Origin of the sequence: Providencia hangzhouensis (assembly GCF_029193595.2) — a bacterium.
Taxonomy (GTDB): Bacteria; Pseudomonadota; Gammaproteobacteria; order Enterobacterales; family Enterobacteriaceae; genus Providencia; species Providencia hangzhouensis.
In genome coordinates, this window is the sequence record NZ_CP135052.1 from 1,886,368 (window position 1) to 1,901,204 (window position 14,837).

The 14,837-nt window shown below is 41.1% G+C and carries 12 protein-coding genes; 5 read left to right on the forward strand and 7 right to left on the reverse strand.

The features are described 5' to 3' along the window. Window positions 1–2 precede the first annotated feature (2 nt). Genes menB through menE form a run of 3 tightly spaced genes read left to right on the forward strand, consistent with a single transcriptional unit; the run spans window position 3 to window position 3,228 of the window. Complete coding sequence (menB, locus tag PZ638_RS08265) at window positions 3–860, forward strand: 1,4-dihydroxy-2-naphthoyl-CoA synthase (RefSeq protein WP_004259866.1); 858 nt, start codon at window positions 3–5, stop codon at window positions 858–860. Further along, entirely contained in the window at window positions 860–1,831 is a 972-nt protein-coding gene (gene menC, locus PZ638_RS08270; RefSeq protein ID WP_180312592.1) for an o-succinylbenzoate synthase, read from the forward strand. Before menB ends, menC begins: the two co-directional genes overlap by 1 nt. Next, window positions 1,819–3,228 carry an o-succinylbenzoate--CoA ligase gene (menE, locus tag PZ638_RS08275; RefSeq protein WP_180312593.1) on the forward strand — a complete coding sequence of 470 codons (1,410 nt, stop codon included), beginning with the start codon at window positions 1,819–1,821 and terminating at the stop codon, window positions 3,226–3,228. The genes menC and menE overlap by 13 nt, the downstream gene beginning before the upstream one ends. Before the next feature lie 44 nt (window positions 3,229–3,272). Here the strand turns inward: menE and PZ638_RS08280 are convergent, their stop codons facing one another. Next, entirely contained in the window at window positions 3,273–4,712 is a 1,440-nt protein-coding gene (locus tag PZ638_RS08280; protein WP_004259872.1) for a catalase, read from the reverse strand. Between the two features lie 334 nt (window positions 4,713–5,046). Here PZ638_RS08280 and PZ638_RS08285 point away from each other — a divergent pair, with 334 nt between their 5' ends. Beyond that, window positions 5,047–5,589, forward strand: coding sequence for a YfaZ family outer membrane protein (locus tag PZ638_RS08285; protein ID WP_094962305.1), 543 nt, complete (start codon window positions 5,047–5,049; stop codon window positions 5,587–5,589). Between the two features lie 151 nt (window positions 5,590–5,740). Here PZ638_RS08285 and PZ638_RS08290 read toward each other — a convergent pair whose 3' ends face one another. Beyond that, the gene (locus PZ638_RS08290) at window positions 5,741–6,691 is read right to left on the reverse strand and encodes an Rpn family recombination-promoting nuclease/putative transposase (RefSeq protein ID WP_004259881.1); all 951 of its coding nucleotides are present in this window, start codon (window positions 6,689–6,691) and stop codon (window positions 5,741–5,743) included. 281 nt (window positions 6,692–6,972) lie between these two features. Then, a complete protein-coding gene (tyrP, locus tag PZ638_RS08295; protein WP_231135994.1) occupies window positions 6,973–8,121 on the reverse strand; it encodes a tyrosine transporter TyrP in 1,149 nt (382 codons plus the stop codon). A gap of 479 nt (window positions 8,122–8,600) precedes the next feature. On the opposite strand from tyrP, the gene PZ638_RS08300 reads away from it, so the two are divergent. After that, window positions 8,601–9,941, forward strand: a complete 1,341-nt coding sequence (locus PZ638_RS08300; RefSeq protein ID WP_004259891.1) for an anaerobic C4-dicarboxylate transporter — start codon at window positions 8,601–8,603, stop codon at window positions 9,939–9,941. A gap of 72 nt (window positions 9,942–10,013) precedes the next feature. Here PZ638_RS08300 and yfaE read toward each other — a convergent pair whose 3' ends face one another. From yfaE to ubiG, 4 genes are all read right to left on the reverse strand, one after another. Continuing rightward, the gene (gene yfaE, locus PZ638_RS08305; protein WP_004259896.1) at window positions 10,014–10,277 is read right to left on the reverse strand and encodes a class I ribonucleotide reductase maintenance protein YfaE; all 264 of its coding nucleotides are present in this window, start codon (window positions 10,275–10,277) and stop codon (window positions 10,014–10,016) included. 2 nt (window positions 10,278–10,279) lie between these two features. Then, window positions 10,280–11,416, reverse strand: a complete 1,137-nt coding sequence (gene nrdB / locus PZ638_RS08310) for a class Ia ribonucleoside-diphosphate reductase subunit beta (RefSeq protein ID WP_004259897.1) — start codon at window positions 11,414–11,416, stop codon at window positions 10,280–10,282. An 11-nt stretch (window positions 11,417–11,427) separates the two neighbouring features. Then, a complete protein-coding gene (gene nrdA / locus PZ638_RS08315; protein WP_004259904.1) occupies window positions 11,428–13,719 on the reverse strand; it encodes a class 1a ribonucleoside-diphosphate reductase subunit alpha in 2,292 nt (763 codons plus the stop codon). Window positions 13,720–14,077: 358 nt separating this feature from the next. Beyond that, a complete protein-coding gene (ubiG, locus tag PZ638_RS08320; protein ID WP_094962306.1) occupies window positions 14,078–14,800 on the reverse strand; it encodes a bifunctional 2-polyprenyl-6-hydroxyphenol methylase/3-demethylubiquinol 3-O-methyltransferase UbiG in 723 nt (240 codons plus the stop codon). Window positions 14,801–14,837 lie beyond the last annotated feature (37 nt).

Sequence of the window (14,837 nt, forward strand, 5' to 3'; positions counted from 1 at the left end):
TAATGATTTATCCAAGCGAAGAAAAATTATACGCACCAATTGAATGGCAAGATTGCTCTACAGGGTTTGAAGATATTCGCTATCATAAATCTCCGGAAGGGATTGCAAAAATTACGATTAATCGCCCAGAAGTGCGTAATGCTTTTCGTCCACAAACCGTGAAAGAAATGATCCAAGCTCTATCTGATGCACGCTATGATGACCAAGTTGGAACTATCATTTTAACGGGTGAAGGTGAAAAAGCATTTTGTGCCGGTGGTGACCAAAAAATTCGTGGCGACTACGGCGGGTATCGTGACGAAAGTGGTACTCATCACTTAAATGTATTAGATTTCCAACGTCAAATTCGTACTTGTCCAAAACCTGTGGTGGCAATGGTCGCCGGTTTCTCTATCGGTGGTGGTCATGTGTTACATATGATGTGTGACCTGACTATTGCTGCAGATAACGCAATCTTTGGCCAAACCGGTCCAAAAGTTGGCTCATTTGATGGTGGCTGGGGTGCGTCTTATATGGCACGTATTGTTGGGCAGAAAAAGGCACGTGAAATCTGGTTCCTGTGCCGCCAGTATAATGCACAAGAAGCGTTGGATATGGGGCTGGTTAATACTGTCGTTCCTTATGCTGACTTAGAAAAAGAGACTGTGCGTTGGTGTCGTGAAATGCTAGAGAACAGCCCAATGGCATTACGTTGCTTGAAAGCCGCCTTGAATGCAGACTGTGATGGTCAGGCTGGCCTGCAAGAGCTCGCAGGTAATGCCACTATGTTGTTCTATATGACAGATGAAGGGCAAGAAGGCCGTAACGCCTTTAATGAAAAACGTGCTCCAGACTTCTCTAAATATAAGCGTAATCCATAATGCGTAAAGCCCGTATTTATTCGTTCAGCCTGCCGATGGAGGCAGGCGTTATCCTTCGCTATCAGCGACTAAAAACGCGTGATGGGCTTTTAGTCTGTTTACAAGATGGGGATAATGAAGGTTGGGGAGAAATTTCGCCTCTACCTGAATTCAGTCGTGAAACATTAGAAGAAGCAACCGCAGAAACTATTAAGCGACTGAATGAATGGGTGAAAGAAGGCAAAATTTCTAATAGTTTATTACCCTCTGTGGCTTTTGGGTGCAGCTGCGCTCTAGCGGAGCTGGCAGGGGAGCTTCCTGAACAAGCGGATTACCGCAAAGCGCCTTTATGTAGTGGAGATCCTGACGATTTAATCTTAAGCCTTGATGCAATGGAAGGTGAGAAAGTCGCTAAGGTTAAAGTCGGTCTATATGAAGCGGTACGTGATGGTATGGTGGTTAACCTGTTACTAGAGGCAGTTCCAGAACTGAAACTGCGTTTGGATGCGAATCGCAGTTGGACCCGAACAAAAGCCGACGGTTTTGCTAAATATGTTAACCCAGACTACCGTAGTCGTATTGCGTTTTTAGAGGAGCCGTGTAAGACCCGTGAAGAGTCACTGCAATTTGCAGCAGATACTGGCATTAGTATTGCTTGGGATGAAAGTGTACGTGAAGAAGGCTTTATGGTAGAAGCGCAGGAAGGGGTTTCTGCGATAGTCATTAAACCGACCCTGACAGGCAGCTTGTCATATTGCCGCTATTTAGTGGAAGAATCACATCGCTTAGGGTTACAAGCTGTGATTAGCTCATCCATTGAAAGTAGCTTTGGTTTAATACAACTTGCTCGTGTAGCGCATTGGCTAACGCCAAATACCATTCCAGGCTTAGACACGGTATCACTTATTCAATCTCAATTGGTACGGCCTTGGCCACAATGTGATATTCCGCTTCAGCAGCTAGATGATTTAACGCTTGTATGGCAGAGTTAGCACAATTTAAAGATTGGCCTTGGCAACACTGGGCCAATCTTCGTCCGAACTCAATCGCTCTAGTCACAGAGTCCCAAAGTATGACTTGGGAAAGTGTAAGCCAACAAATTACTGACCTTAGAACTTACTTTTTAATGCAAGGCGTAGAGCAGGGGCAGTGTATTGTTTTACATGGGAAAAATTCAGTTGAATTATTACTGAGTCAGCTGGCACTTATTGCTTGTGGGGCTCGTGTTTTACCATTAAATCCCCGCCTCCCAGAACGGTTGTTAGCAGAATTATTACCTCATCTTAATGTTAGCTCAGTTATTGATTTTACTGATGAATCAAATCTGTTAGCAAATTATCGTAATTTAGATTATCAACTTTATTACCATTTTATTAGTGATGAAGAGGTTGCTCCGGTTATTTTTCAAGAGGTTATTCAGCAACCCGCTACGTTGATTTTAACATCGGGATCGACAGGTCTACCTAAAGCCGCTGTTCACAGTGTCGCTGCGCACTTAAATAGTGCAGCAGGTGTTGTTAATCTGATGAATTACCAGCAAGGAGATTGTTGGTTACTATCGCTGCCGTTATTCCATGTATCTGGTCAGGGGATTGTTTGGCGCTGGCTTCTTAAAGGTGGCTCACTTGCGGTCAAAAATCTTCCTTTGGCCCAAGCATTGCATGAGGTCACTCATGCCTCTTTAGTTCCGACCCAGTTATGGCGTTTATTAAATGATAAATCAGTGACTAATATCGCATTGAAAGCCGTTTTATTGGGAGGAGCGAGTATCCCTTCAACCTTGACGGATCTGGCTCAACAGCATGGTATTGCTTGTTGGAGCGGCTATGGGATGACAGAAATGGCATCTACGGTTTGTGCGAAACGGGCAGACGGTAAAAAAGGTGTCGGTTTACCCTTAAAAGGCAAGCAAGTTCGTCTTGTGGATGATGAAATCCAAATTCAATCAGATAGTCAGGCTCTGGGTTATTGGTTTGATGGGCAACTTCACCCATTAAATTGCCTAGATAACTGGTTTAAAACCAACGATAAAGGGGTTTTTATCGATGGGGAATATCAGGTTGTTGGTCGTCTAGATAATTTATTTATTAGTGGCGGGGAATGTGTTCAACCCGAAGATATCGAATCAGTCATAAATTCACATCCTGATGTCAGCCAAAGTTTTATTATACCTATTGATGATGTGCAATTTGGGCAACGTCCTGTCGCGGTTATTGAAGCAAATGAGTCAGTGGATTTAAATCAGCTGGCGGATTGGTTAAAAGATAAACTCGCTCCATACCAATATCCTATGGCATTTTATTATTTAGACCCTGAATTGAAAGCAGGGGGAATAAAAGTGTCTAGGCAACAAGTGAAGAAGTGGTTGTTAGCGAGAATAAAAGAATAGGGCGAAATAGTGGCGGGGTTATCCCCACCACTTAATGACTTACACTATTTTAGTGCTTTTAACGCTTTTTCGACACCCGCACCGTATTCAGGGTGAACTTGTTTAAATAACTCGATTTGGCGCACTTGTGTGGCTTCAGTCGCGTCAATCAGTTCACCGGCAATACGTTTAAACATACGTTGGTGCTCGGCATCATCTAACAACTCATATAATGCACGTGGCTGGCTGAAATAATCTTGGTCTTCGCGGTGATCCCAATGGTCAGCAGCACCTTCAATAGATAATGGCGGTTCGCTAAAGTCCGGTTGTTCTTGGAATAATCCGGCTTCATTTGGCTCATAGGTCACATGGTTGCCGCTATTACCGTCAACACGCATTGCCCCATCACGGTGGTAATTATGGAACGGGCAACGTGGGGCGTTTACTGGGATTTGGTGATGGTTGACACCAAGACGATAACGATGAGCATCGCCATAAGAGAACAGGCGGCCTTGTAACATTCTATCTGGCGAGAAACCAATACCCGGAACCACGTTAGCAGGGCTAAAAGCCGCTTGTTCTACGTCAGCAAAATAGTTGTCTGGATTACGATTAAGTTCAAAATAACCGACATCAATTAATGGATAATCTTTGTGTGGCCATACTTTGGTTAAGTCAAATGGGTTATAAGGAACTTGAGAAGCTTCTTTTTCTGGCATAATTTGCACTTGCAAATTCCAGCGTGGGAAATCCCCTTTTTCGATGGATTCAAACAGATCTCGCTGTGAACTTTCTCTATCTTTACCCACTAACTGCTCAGCTTGTTCATCAGACAGATTTTGAATACCTTGTTGGCAACGGAAATGGAATTTGACCCAGAAACGTTCATTGTTACTGTTGATGAAACTATATGTATGGCTACCAAAACCATGCATATGACGGTAACTTTGTGGGATACCACGGTCACTAGCATCAATGGTTAACTGGTGTAAAGATTCAGGTAATTGGGAGAAAAAGGCCCATTTATGTTCCATTGTACGCAGGTTAGAGCGAGGGTCACGTTTAACTACGTGGTTTAAATCAGGGAATTTTAATGGGTCACGGAAATAGAATACAGGGGTGTTGTTACCCACCATATCCCAGTTACCTTCTTCAGTATAAAATTTTAATGCGAAGCCACGAATATCACGTTCTGCGTCGGCAGCTCCACGTTCGCCTGCAACGGTAGAGAACCGAGCGAACATTTCTGTTTTTTTCCCTACTTCAGAGAAAATTTTTGCACGAGTATAGCGGCTAATATCATGGGTTACGGTAAAGGTACCGAAAGCACCAGAACCTTTTGCGTGCATACGTCTTTCAGGGATTACTTCACGGTCAAAATGGGCAAGTTTTTCTAAAAACCAAACATCCTGTAATAACATTGGGCCACGTTTACCCGCTGTCATGACATTATTATTATTGGCGACTGGGGCGCCTGAGGCGGTAGTAAGGCCTTTCTTTTTCATCACAATGCTCCTTTGTTTGGATTAAATGACTACACAAACCTAACTAATAAGTTAATATTTTGTAAAAAATAAAAAACACGACTACAATAAACTTGTAATTCAGTATAGTTATTATGGAATTGATTATCTAATTAATATAACCAATTACTGTGATTACAAGTAAAAAATACGTATTTATCGCACTTTTTTGCACTAAAATTTTTGATGCGTGAAATTTTGTAATGAATAACGAGGGCTTTTATCGAGGCTATAGCGTAAATCTAGGTAAGAATGGCTGAAAATAGGGTGAGATTCGCGTAATATCCATAGGTAATAATATCAAGAGGATAAAATAATGCGCAAATTATTATTATTGGCAGCAGCGATGTCACCATTATTCGTAGGTACTGCACATGCAGTTTCAGTTAGTGCACAAGCAGGTGAACATTTTACTGAGCTGTCTGCAGGGTTAGGTAACCAAAATGCAGGGTTGGCATTTAACGGCTCTTGGGCTCGTAGTGACCATGATGGGCAAATGGGTAGTATTGGTGCCACATTTGGCTTACCTGTTGGGCCTTTCTCTGCATTTGTAGGGGGTAAGGGGCTATATTTATCACCTGATCACAATAGTAATGGTGCTGCATTAGCTGTTGGTGGTGGGTTAAATTGGCAGGTTATGCCTTCACTCAATATTTACGGTGAAGCTTATGGTGCTCCAGAGCAACTGACTTCAGGCAGCAAATCGTACGTCGAAGCTAAAGCCGGTGCACGTTATACGGTATTTAAGCCTTTATCTATTGATGCGGGATATCGCTTAATTGAAATGAAAGGGACACATGGTCATAGTAGCGATAAAGTTGCTGATGGCTGGTATGTAGGGGCTGGCCTTTCATTCTAACAGGGTTATCTTGTTCATAATGCCCCTAGGCGTACATTATGTGTACGCCTAGGGCGAATTTGATGATGTAAACTTAGTTGAGTATTTTTTAAAATAATTGGTTAAACTTTTAGCTGCTTATCCATAGCTATTTACTTCAGTTTTTATTGCATTACTTTAATGACGTCAGCTCATCACGGCTCAATCCGGTGCTTTTCATAATAATTTCAGGGCTAACACCGTTTATCAATAAGTTGCGAGCTAAGGTGGTTTTAGTTTTTTGAACGCCTTCTTGAAGCCCTTTTTGAAGCCCTTCCTGTTTGCCTTTTTGCAGCCCCTCGAGAAGGCCCTCTTGATGACCCTTATTATGTAAGCGTTGTGCGATATTCATAATCGTCTCCTTGTGCTTTTCTGTTTGCGCTTCTAATGTGTAGATAAATTTTTCAAAATCAGTTGAGTCTAAAGCAGAAAATAGGTAATTGATGATAGTGACCACATCATTGTCGCTATTATAGTGTTGATTGAGTGCTTGCGCCAATAAAGGAAGCACATGGTGAAACTCATCTCGCAAACGTTTATGTTTCATCGCTAATTCCATAACAGCAATTTTGCGATGATTTACTAATTCATTATCGTCTATTACAGTGATATCAACCAACGGGAATGATTGTGTATATAACGTATTTGCCAGCTTGGGCTGAGGAAAACAATCTGTCCATAACTGAGTGTAAGGGTAAGGTGAACGAGTACCGTGGTAGAAAAGAATAGGAACAACTAGAGGTAATACAGTGCTTCCTTGCTGCATATGCTGATTCATTGCTAAAAACGCATAATGCATTAAGCGCCACGCCATCAGTTTATCTGGGGTTGACTGGTGCTCGACTAATAAATAAATATAGCCTGTTCCATGTGAGGTCTGTACTGAATACAGAACATCAGATAGCCGAGAGCGAAGCTGTTTATCAATAAATGATGAGTTAGTCAGCTTTAGCGTAGTGAAATCACATAATGATTTTATGTGTTTTGGTAAGTGAATTTCAAAAAAGTCACGTGCGCTGTCTATGTTTGACATAAACCTCTTAAATGCTGCATCGTGGACAGCAGAAATATTTTTCCTTTTCATTCAACCTAATTCCTTATTTACCTCTCAATAACTGTAAAGCAAGAGGGGTAGGGTTGTCTTTTCGGAATTATTTTCTGCCAAATGACGTAATTAAAGAAATATATATTAAATTATATGCAAATAATATATATGTGGAGATAGAGTAGGAATGCTAGGGGATTATTGATTGATTGCGGATATCAAACGATGGCCACCTTGATTGGGAGTGAGGATAGTTAATTTCAGATAAACAAAAGCCGTAATTTGAAGTTATCCGAATTACGGCTTAATTTATCAATTTGTTAGCCGACGTTCGGTAAGAAGCCGGCAACAATCGAAAATTGGATAGCGATTACTGCCACACCACATGCCAACACTAAGGCTAAAATAGGTGTACCACCTTTAACTTGATACCCACCTTGAGATTCTAATTTACGTACACGTAATGTTAGCAATGCAGGAATAATCAGCGCTAAGACCGAGAGTGCAACAGCTGCATAAGTTAATGCTTGTACGAAACTACTAAAGAATAGGGCAGCCAATAATGGCGGAACAAAGGTGAGTAAGCCTGTTTGCACTCGACCGATAAAATGATTACTCCGTTTGAATAAGTCGGCGAGGTAATCAAATAAGCCTAATGCGACACCTAAGAAAGATGTGGCCAACGCTAAATCCATAAACAAGCTGACGGCGATATTAACGCGAGGTGTAGCGACAACATCGCGGATCGCGGTGAGTAACCCATTTAGACCTGATTCCTGCGCTAGTATTCCGAGAAAAGTATGTGATGGAATAGACCCTAACGTCGCAATCTGCCATAGAATATAAGCAACTAAAGGAATTGCGCTTCCGGTAATGAAAATCATACGTAATTTACGTACATCCCCATTCATATAGTTAACTAAACTTGGGACGCTGCCATGGAAACCAAAAGAGGTAAAAATAACGGGTACTGCGGCAAGGATAAGGCCTTTTTCAATTGGCATGGTGCTTAAGTTTACGGCTTCCGCGTGTGGCATCATTACAACTAACATGATGACTAAAAAAATCGTTTTTGCTGTGAATAAAATTCGGTTAATAAAATCGACGGAATGCGTACCAATACAGACAACTGCACCACCAATAATAGTAAATGCAATAATGGCAGTGTCAGTTGAAATTTTAAAGCCCCACCATGAAGACAGACTATCTGAAATTAATACGCCAGCTCCACCGATATAAGCGGTTGTTAATGCGTACATTAATAGCAGCATACTTAGCCCAGTCACTATCTGGCCAATTGGGCCAAGATATTTTTTAGCAACGGAGCCTAAGCCCATATTTGCAGGGTTATGCTGATACACTTCAACTAACAGTAATGAGGTATAGCTCATTAACATCCATAATCCAACAAGCAAACAAACGATGCCTGTGAAACCGACTCCTGCAGCGGCAAGTGGCATTGCCAACATCCCTGCACCTATTGTTGTCCCTGCAACGATTAACACACTGCCAAGCGTACGATTCTTCACAAGTTCCTCTAATTGAATTTGAATAATTAATAAGTGATGCAGATTATGCGATTGCAAGTTCTCTGTCAAATGTAAATTACAGTGAGTGTAATGTTAAGTTTACACTAATAATCAAGTAGATAGAGAGACTCAAGACAATGAGCAGAGTTAATAAAGTAAAGAAAAAATGATGATTTAAAGTGACTAAAGGTAAATTTAAATGGAGTGAGTTGTTAAAATTGGTGTGGTAGTTGATTGATTTTTATCAAAATGGTAGGTAACTGAATAGTATGTCAGTTACTTAATTAAAATTATGTGATGAGGTCAAAATAAAAGCATAAAAAATAAAACTAAATTGATTTTGAAGTTATCATAAATCAAATTAATGCTTGAAAATCATCCCGATAATATATGTAAACATATATATAAAGGATGGAACTATGGACTTTATGATTCAACTCGCCATTATCCTTGTTTGCTTATTCTATGGAGCAAAAAAAGGGGGAATGGCACTCGGGCTATTAGGTGGTGTTGGTCTAGTTATCTTAGTTTTTGGCTTTGGTTTACCGCCTGGAAAACCGCCTGTTGATGTAATGCTTGTTATCATTGCTGTTGTTGCCGCATCAGCAACGTTACAAGCATCAGGCGGCTTGGATGTCATGCTGCAAATTGCAGAACGACTACTGCGGAAAAACCCTAAGTACATTTCTATTGTGGCACCTTTTGTGACATGTATCTTAACCATTTTGTGTGGTACAGGGCATGTGGTGTATACAATTTTACCTATCATTTACGATGCGGCGATTAAAAATAATATTCGCCCTGAAAGACCAATGGCTGCGAGTAGTATTGGCGCGCAAATGGGGATTATCGCTAGCCCAGTTTCAGTTGCCGTTGTTTCATTAGTCGCAATGCTAAATGGTGTGACAATCAATGGTAAGTCACTCGAATTTTTGGATTTATTAGCAATTACTATTCCATCAACATTAATTGGTATTTTAGCTATTGGTATTTTCAGTTGGTTTAGAGGTAAAGATCTCGATAAAGACCCTGTATTCCAAGAGTTTATCTCAGTCCCTGAAAACCATGATTATGTCTATGGTGACAGTGTGACACTGCTAAATACCAAATTACCGAAAATTAATTGGGTCGCGATGTGGATTTTTTTAGCTTCCATCGCAGTTGTGGCATTACTTGGCGCATTTTCTGAACTTAGGCCGCTAATTAACGGTAAGCCACTATCCATGGTTTTAGTCATCCAGATGTTTATGTTATTAGCAGGTGCGCTAATTATCATTATTTGTAAGACTAATCCAGGACAAATTTCAAAGAATGAAGTATTCCGTTCAGGGATGATTGCGATTGTTGCAGTATATGGTATCGCATGGATGGCAGAAACCATGTTCGGTGCTCATATGGATGAAATTAAAGGAACTTTAGGTTCTTTAGTGAAAGATTTCCCTTGGGCTTATGCAGTTATCTTATTATTAGTCTCTAAGTTTGTTAACTCACAAGCAGCTGCTCTGGCTGCTGTAGTACCAATTGCACTAGGGATTGGTGTTGACCCGGCTTATATTATCGCTTCTGCGCCTGCGTGTTATGGGTATTACATTTTACCAACTTACCCGAGTGACCTTGCGGCAATTCAATTTGACCGTTCTGGAACAACGCGTATTGGTAAATTTGTTATCAACCACAGCTTCATTCTACCGGGGTTAATTGGGGTGGGTGTTTCTTGTGTATTTGGTTGGATATTTGCGGGATTATATGGTTATTTATAATCAATAAAGCAAGTGAATAAAAAGTGATTGCACAGGTAACTGATAGACAGCTGTGCAATCACCTATTTTAGATTAACCAATTTCAATATCTGAAAGTGGATGACAGCAACAAGGCAGAATTTCTCCATCTTGCACAAATGCAATAGGTTTTTGCTTATAGCCCACTTTCCCATGTAATAACGTCACTCGGCATGAACCGCAGTAGCCTTCACGGCATTGATATTCTACAGGAATACGGCTGTCTTCTAAGGCTTCCAACAAACACGAATGGACTTCAGTATGGAAGGGGACTTGAACACCCTGCGTTAACCGCAGGGTGATTTTATGGCTTGCCATGCTTATAGTTCGAAGTCGCTCAAATCGTCGGTATCGACTTGAGAGTCAATTTGGCCGACTAAATAAGAACTGACTTCAACCTCTTGAGGCGCAACTTGTACGTTGTCAGACACCAACCATGCGTTGATCCATGGAATTGGGTTTGAACGCGTTTCAAATGGCAATTTCAGACCGACAGCTTGCATGCGAATATTAGTAATATATTCAACATATTGGCATAAAATATCTTTATTTAAACCAATCATAGAGCCTTCGCTGAATAGGTAGTCAGCCCACTCTTTCTCTTGCTCTGCCGCTTGAACGAATAAGTCATAACATTCTTGCTCGCACTCTGCCGCGATTTCTGCCATTTCTGGGTCATCTTGCCCCGAACGTAACAGGTTCAACATGTGTTGTGTACCAGTTAAGTGCAGTGCTTCATCACGTGCGATCAGTTTGATGATTTTAGCATTTCCTTCCATTAGCTCGCGTTCAGCAAACGCAAATGAACAAGCGAAGCTAACATAGAAACGAATTGCTTCGAGCGCATTAACGCTCATTAGGCACAGGTACAGCTGCTTCTTCAACTGACGCAGAGAAACAGTAACTTGCTTACCGTTGCAAGTATGCGTGCCTTCACCAAACATATGATAGTAATTGGTCATTTCGATCAGGTCATCGTAAAAACCAGAAATATCTTTAGCACGTTTTAAAATTTCTTCATTTTCAACGATATCGTCAAAAATAATGGCAGGGTCATTCACAATATTACGAATAATATGTGTATACGAACGTGAGTGGATAGTTTCAGAAAACGCCCACGTTTCAACCCAAGTTTCCAGTTCAGGAATCGAAATCAGTGGCAATAATGCCACATTAGGGCTGCGGCCCTGAATAGAGTCCAGCAGCGTTTGGTATTTCAGATTACTGATAAAAATATGTTTTTCATGATCTGGTAGCGCATTATAGTCAATACGGTCTCGAGAGACATCAACCTCTTCAGGGCGCCAGAAAAACGACAGTTGTTTTTCAATCAGCTTTTCAAAAATAGGGTACTTTTGCTGATCATAACGCGCCACGTTAACAGGCTGGCCGAAAAACATCGGCTCCAGCATTTGGTCATTTTTTTTCTGTGAAAACGTTGTATATGTGTGTGACATAACAATTCCTATTAAATTTTACACGCGCCGCCTTCGCAATCGGAATCCGCTGACTCAACAACTTCTTCCAGATCGCCCTGAACATCTTCCGCCCCATCGCGAGTGTTATGATAGTAAAGTGTTTTCACACCAAACTTATAGGCGAGCAATAAATCTTTTAGCAATTGGTTCATTGGCACTTTACCGCTCTCAAAACGAGTTGGGTCATAGTTTGTGTTAGCAGAAATCGACTGGTCGATAAATTTCTGCATGATACCAACGAGTTGTAAGTAGCCACTATTTGAAGGCATTTGCCACAGTAGCTCATAAGCACCTTTCAGATTTTCGTAATCAGGCACCACTTGGCGCAAGATACCATCTTTAGAGGCTTTAATACTGATATAACCACGCGGTGGTTCAATACCATTAGTTGCGTTAGAAATCTGTGATGATGTCTCTGAAGGCATCAATGCAGACAGTGTCGAGTTACGCAGACCATGTTGTTTAATTTCTTGGCGTAACGCTTCCCAATCGTAATGTAAAGGTTCATTAGTTAACTTATCGAGCTCTTTTTTATAGGTATCGATAGGCAAAACGCCTTGTGCATAGGTTGTTTCGTTGAACCATGGGCAAGCACCTTGCTCTTTTGCTAACTCATTCGAGGCTTTTAATAGATAATACTGAATGGCTTCGAATGTTTTATGCGTTAAGTTGTTTGCACTGCCATCAGAATAACGAACACCGTGCTTCGCGAGATAATAAGCGTAGTTAATCACGCCAATACCTAATGTACGACGGCCCATTGAGCCTTGTTTAGCCGCAATGATTGGGTAATCTTGGTAATCAAGTAGCGCATCGAGTGCACGAACAGCTAATATTGCTAGCTCTTCTAATTCATCTAGACTATCAATCGCCCCTAAGTTAAATGCCGATAATGTACACAGCGCAATTTCACCATTTTCGTCATTTATATTATTTAATGGCTTAGTTGGCAGCGCAATTTCTAAACATAAGTTCGATTGACGAACAGGCGCAATCTGCGGGTCAAATGGGCTATGTGTATTACAGTGGTCAACGTTTTGAATATAAATACGGCCAGTAGACGCACGCTCTTGCATCATTAATGAAAATAGCTCAACCGCTTTAACGCTCGATTTACGAATATTTTCATCTTGCTCATATTTCACATATAGACGTTCAAATTCGTCTTGATCTGCGAAAAAGGCGTCATAAAGACCCGGAACGTCCGATGGGCTGAATAATGTAATGTCTTGGTTTTTAATCAGACGCTCATACATTAACTTGTTTAATTGCACACCGTAATCCATATGGCGAACACGGTTACCTTCAACCCCACGGTTATTCTTTAGAACCAGTAAGCTTTCTACTTCAAGGTGCCAAATAGGGTAGAACAAGGTTGCAGCGCCACCACGAACACCACCTTGCGAACAAGATTTAACCGCAGTTTGGAAGTGTTTATAGAATGGAATACAACCTGTATGGAAAGCTTCTCCACCACGAATTGGGCTGCCTAATGCACGGATACGGCCTGCATTCACCCCAATCCCTGCACGTTGTGAGACATATTTCACAATTGCGCTTGAGGTTGCATTGATAGAATCCAAGCTGTCACCACACTCAATCAGTACGCAAGAGCTGAATTGACGTGTAGGCGTACGTACCCCCGCCATAATCGGCGTAGGTAATGAAATTTTGAATGTTGAAACGGCATCATAGAAACGACGGATATAATCGAGGCGTGTTTCTTTTGGATAATGTGAAAATAGGCAAGCTGCAACTAAAATATATAAAAACTGTGCGCTTTCATAGATTTCACCCGTTACACGGTTTTGAACTAAATATTTCCCTTCAAGCTGTTTTACCGCAGCATAGGAAAAATTCATATCACGCCAATGATCAATAAAGCTATCCATTTGCTCGAACTCTGCTTCAGAGTAGTCTTCCAGCAAATGCTTGTCATATTTCCCCATTTCAACGAGGTGTTTAACATGCTTATATAATGCAGGCGGTTCAAACTGGCCATAGGCTTTCTTGCGTAAGTTAAAAATAGCAAGACGCGCAGCTAGGTATTGGTAATCAGGGGTATCACCCGTAATTAAATCTGCTGCTGCTTTGATCATCGTTTCGTGAATATCAGAAGTTCTGATCCCATCATAAAACTGAATCTGTGAACGTAACTCCACTTGAGAAACGGATACGTTACTTAGGCCTTCAGCAGCCCAGGTGATTACCTTGTGGATTTTATCAAGATCAATGCGTTCTTTATGTCCATCACGCTTTGTGACTAACAGACTCTGGTTCATGAGCAAGTACACCTTGGTTGAACTACAAATAGTTTAAAATAAACATAAAAAAGCTCATGGTGTAATGCCATGAGACTAGTTGTATTATGTTTTGTTGTACCACTATATGTAGTAGTTTGTTTAGAATACCATAACAAGATAATGTTAATATGTGATTTTATCAAGTGAACAAATTAGAGGGATCTTGTGGATAACTGGTTGGATAAGAAAAGTGATCATGTCGGTAAGCTGCATGGTAAAAGGCATTAATAAAAAAAATGCTTCCGACATGAGGACTAAAATAAATTTTGTAAAATGCGATCGTTTGCTGCTTTCTTAAACGTAGTGCTTGTGATTTATTCTTTTCACGACTAAATGACTATTCGTTTACCGTATGCAGCATATAGTTTACATCAACATTTGGCCCAAGCCAGAACTTGTCTGTTAATGGATTATAATGCAACCCTATGATATGTTTGTCTTTTAATGGTGTGCCGTCAATCCAATGAATTAACTCAGAAGGGCGAATAAACTTGTTTGCGTCATGAGTGCCTTTTGGGACGATTTTCATTATATATTCAGCAGCAACCACAGCCATTAGCCATGCTTTTTTATTACGGTTGATGGTTGAAAAAATTACGTGTCCACCCGGTTTGACTAATTTTGCGCAAGCCCTAACGACAGACTGAGGGTCCGGAACATGTTCAAGCATCTCCATACACGTGACAACATCATAGGCTTGAGGGTGCTTGTCTGCATGTTGTTCAACGGTTTCTTGTACATATTCAACTGGAATGCCGGACTCAAGAGAATGTAAGCGAGCAACCATTAAAGGCTCTGCACCCATATCAAGACCGGTGACTTCTGCACCTTCACGCGCCATACTTTCCGATAAAATGCCACCGCCGCAGCCAACATCAAGAATTTTTTTACCGAAAATACCGTCTACACGCTGCATAATATAACCTAAGCGTAATGGATTGATGCGGTGTAGTGGGGCGAATTCCCCTTCTAAGTCCCACCAACGTGAGGCAATGGACTCGAATTTTTCGATTTCTTGCTTATCGACGTTAAGGTAGGTTGGGGTTTGGGTGTCATTCATACAAAGAAGCTCCTATTTTTAACCTATTACCCGAAAG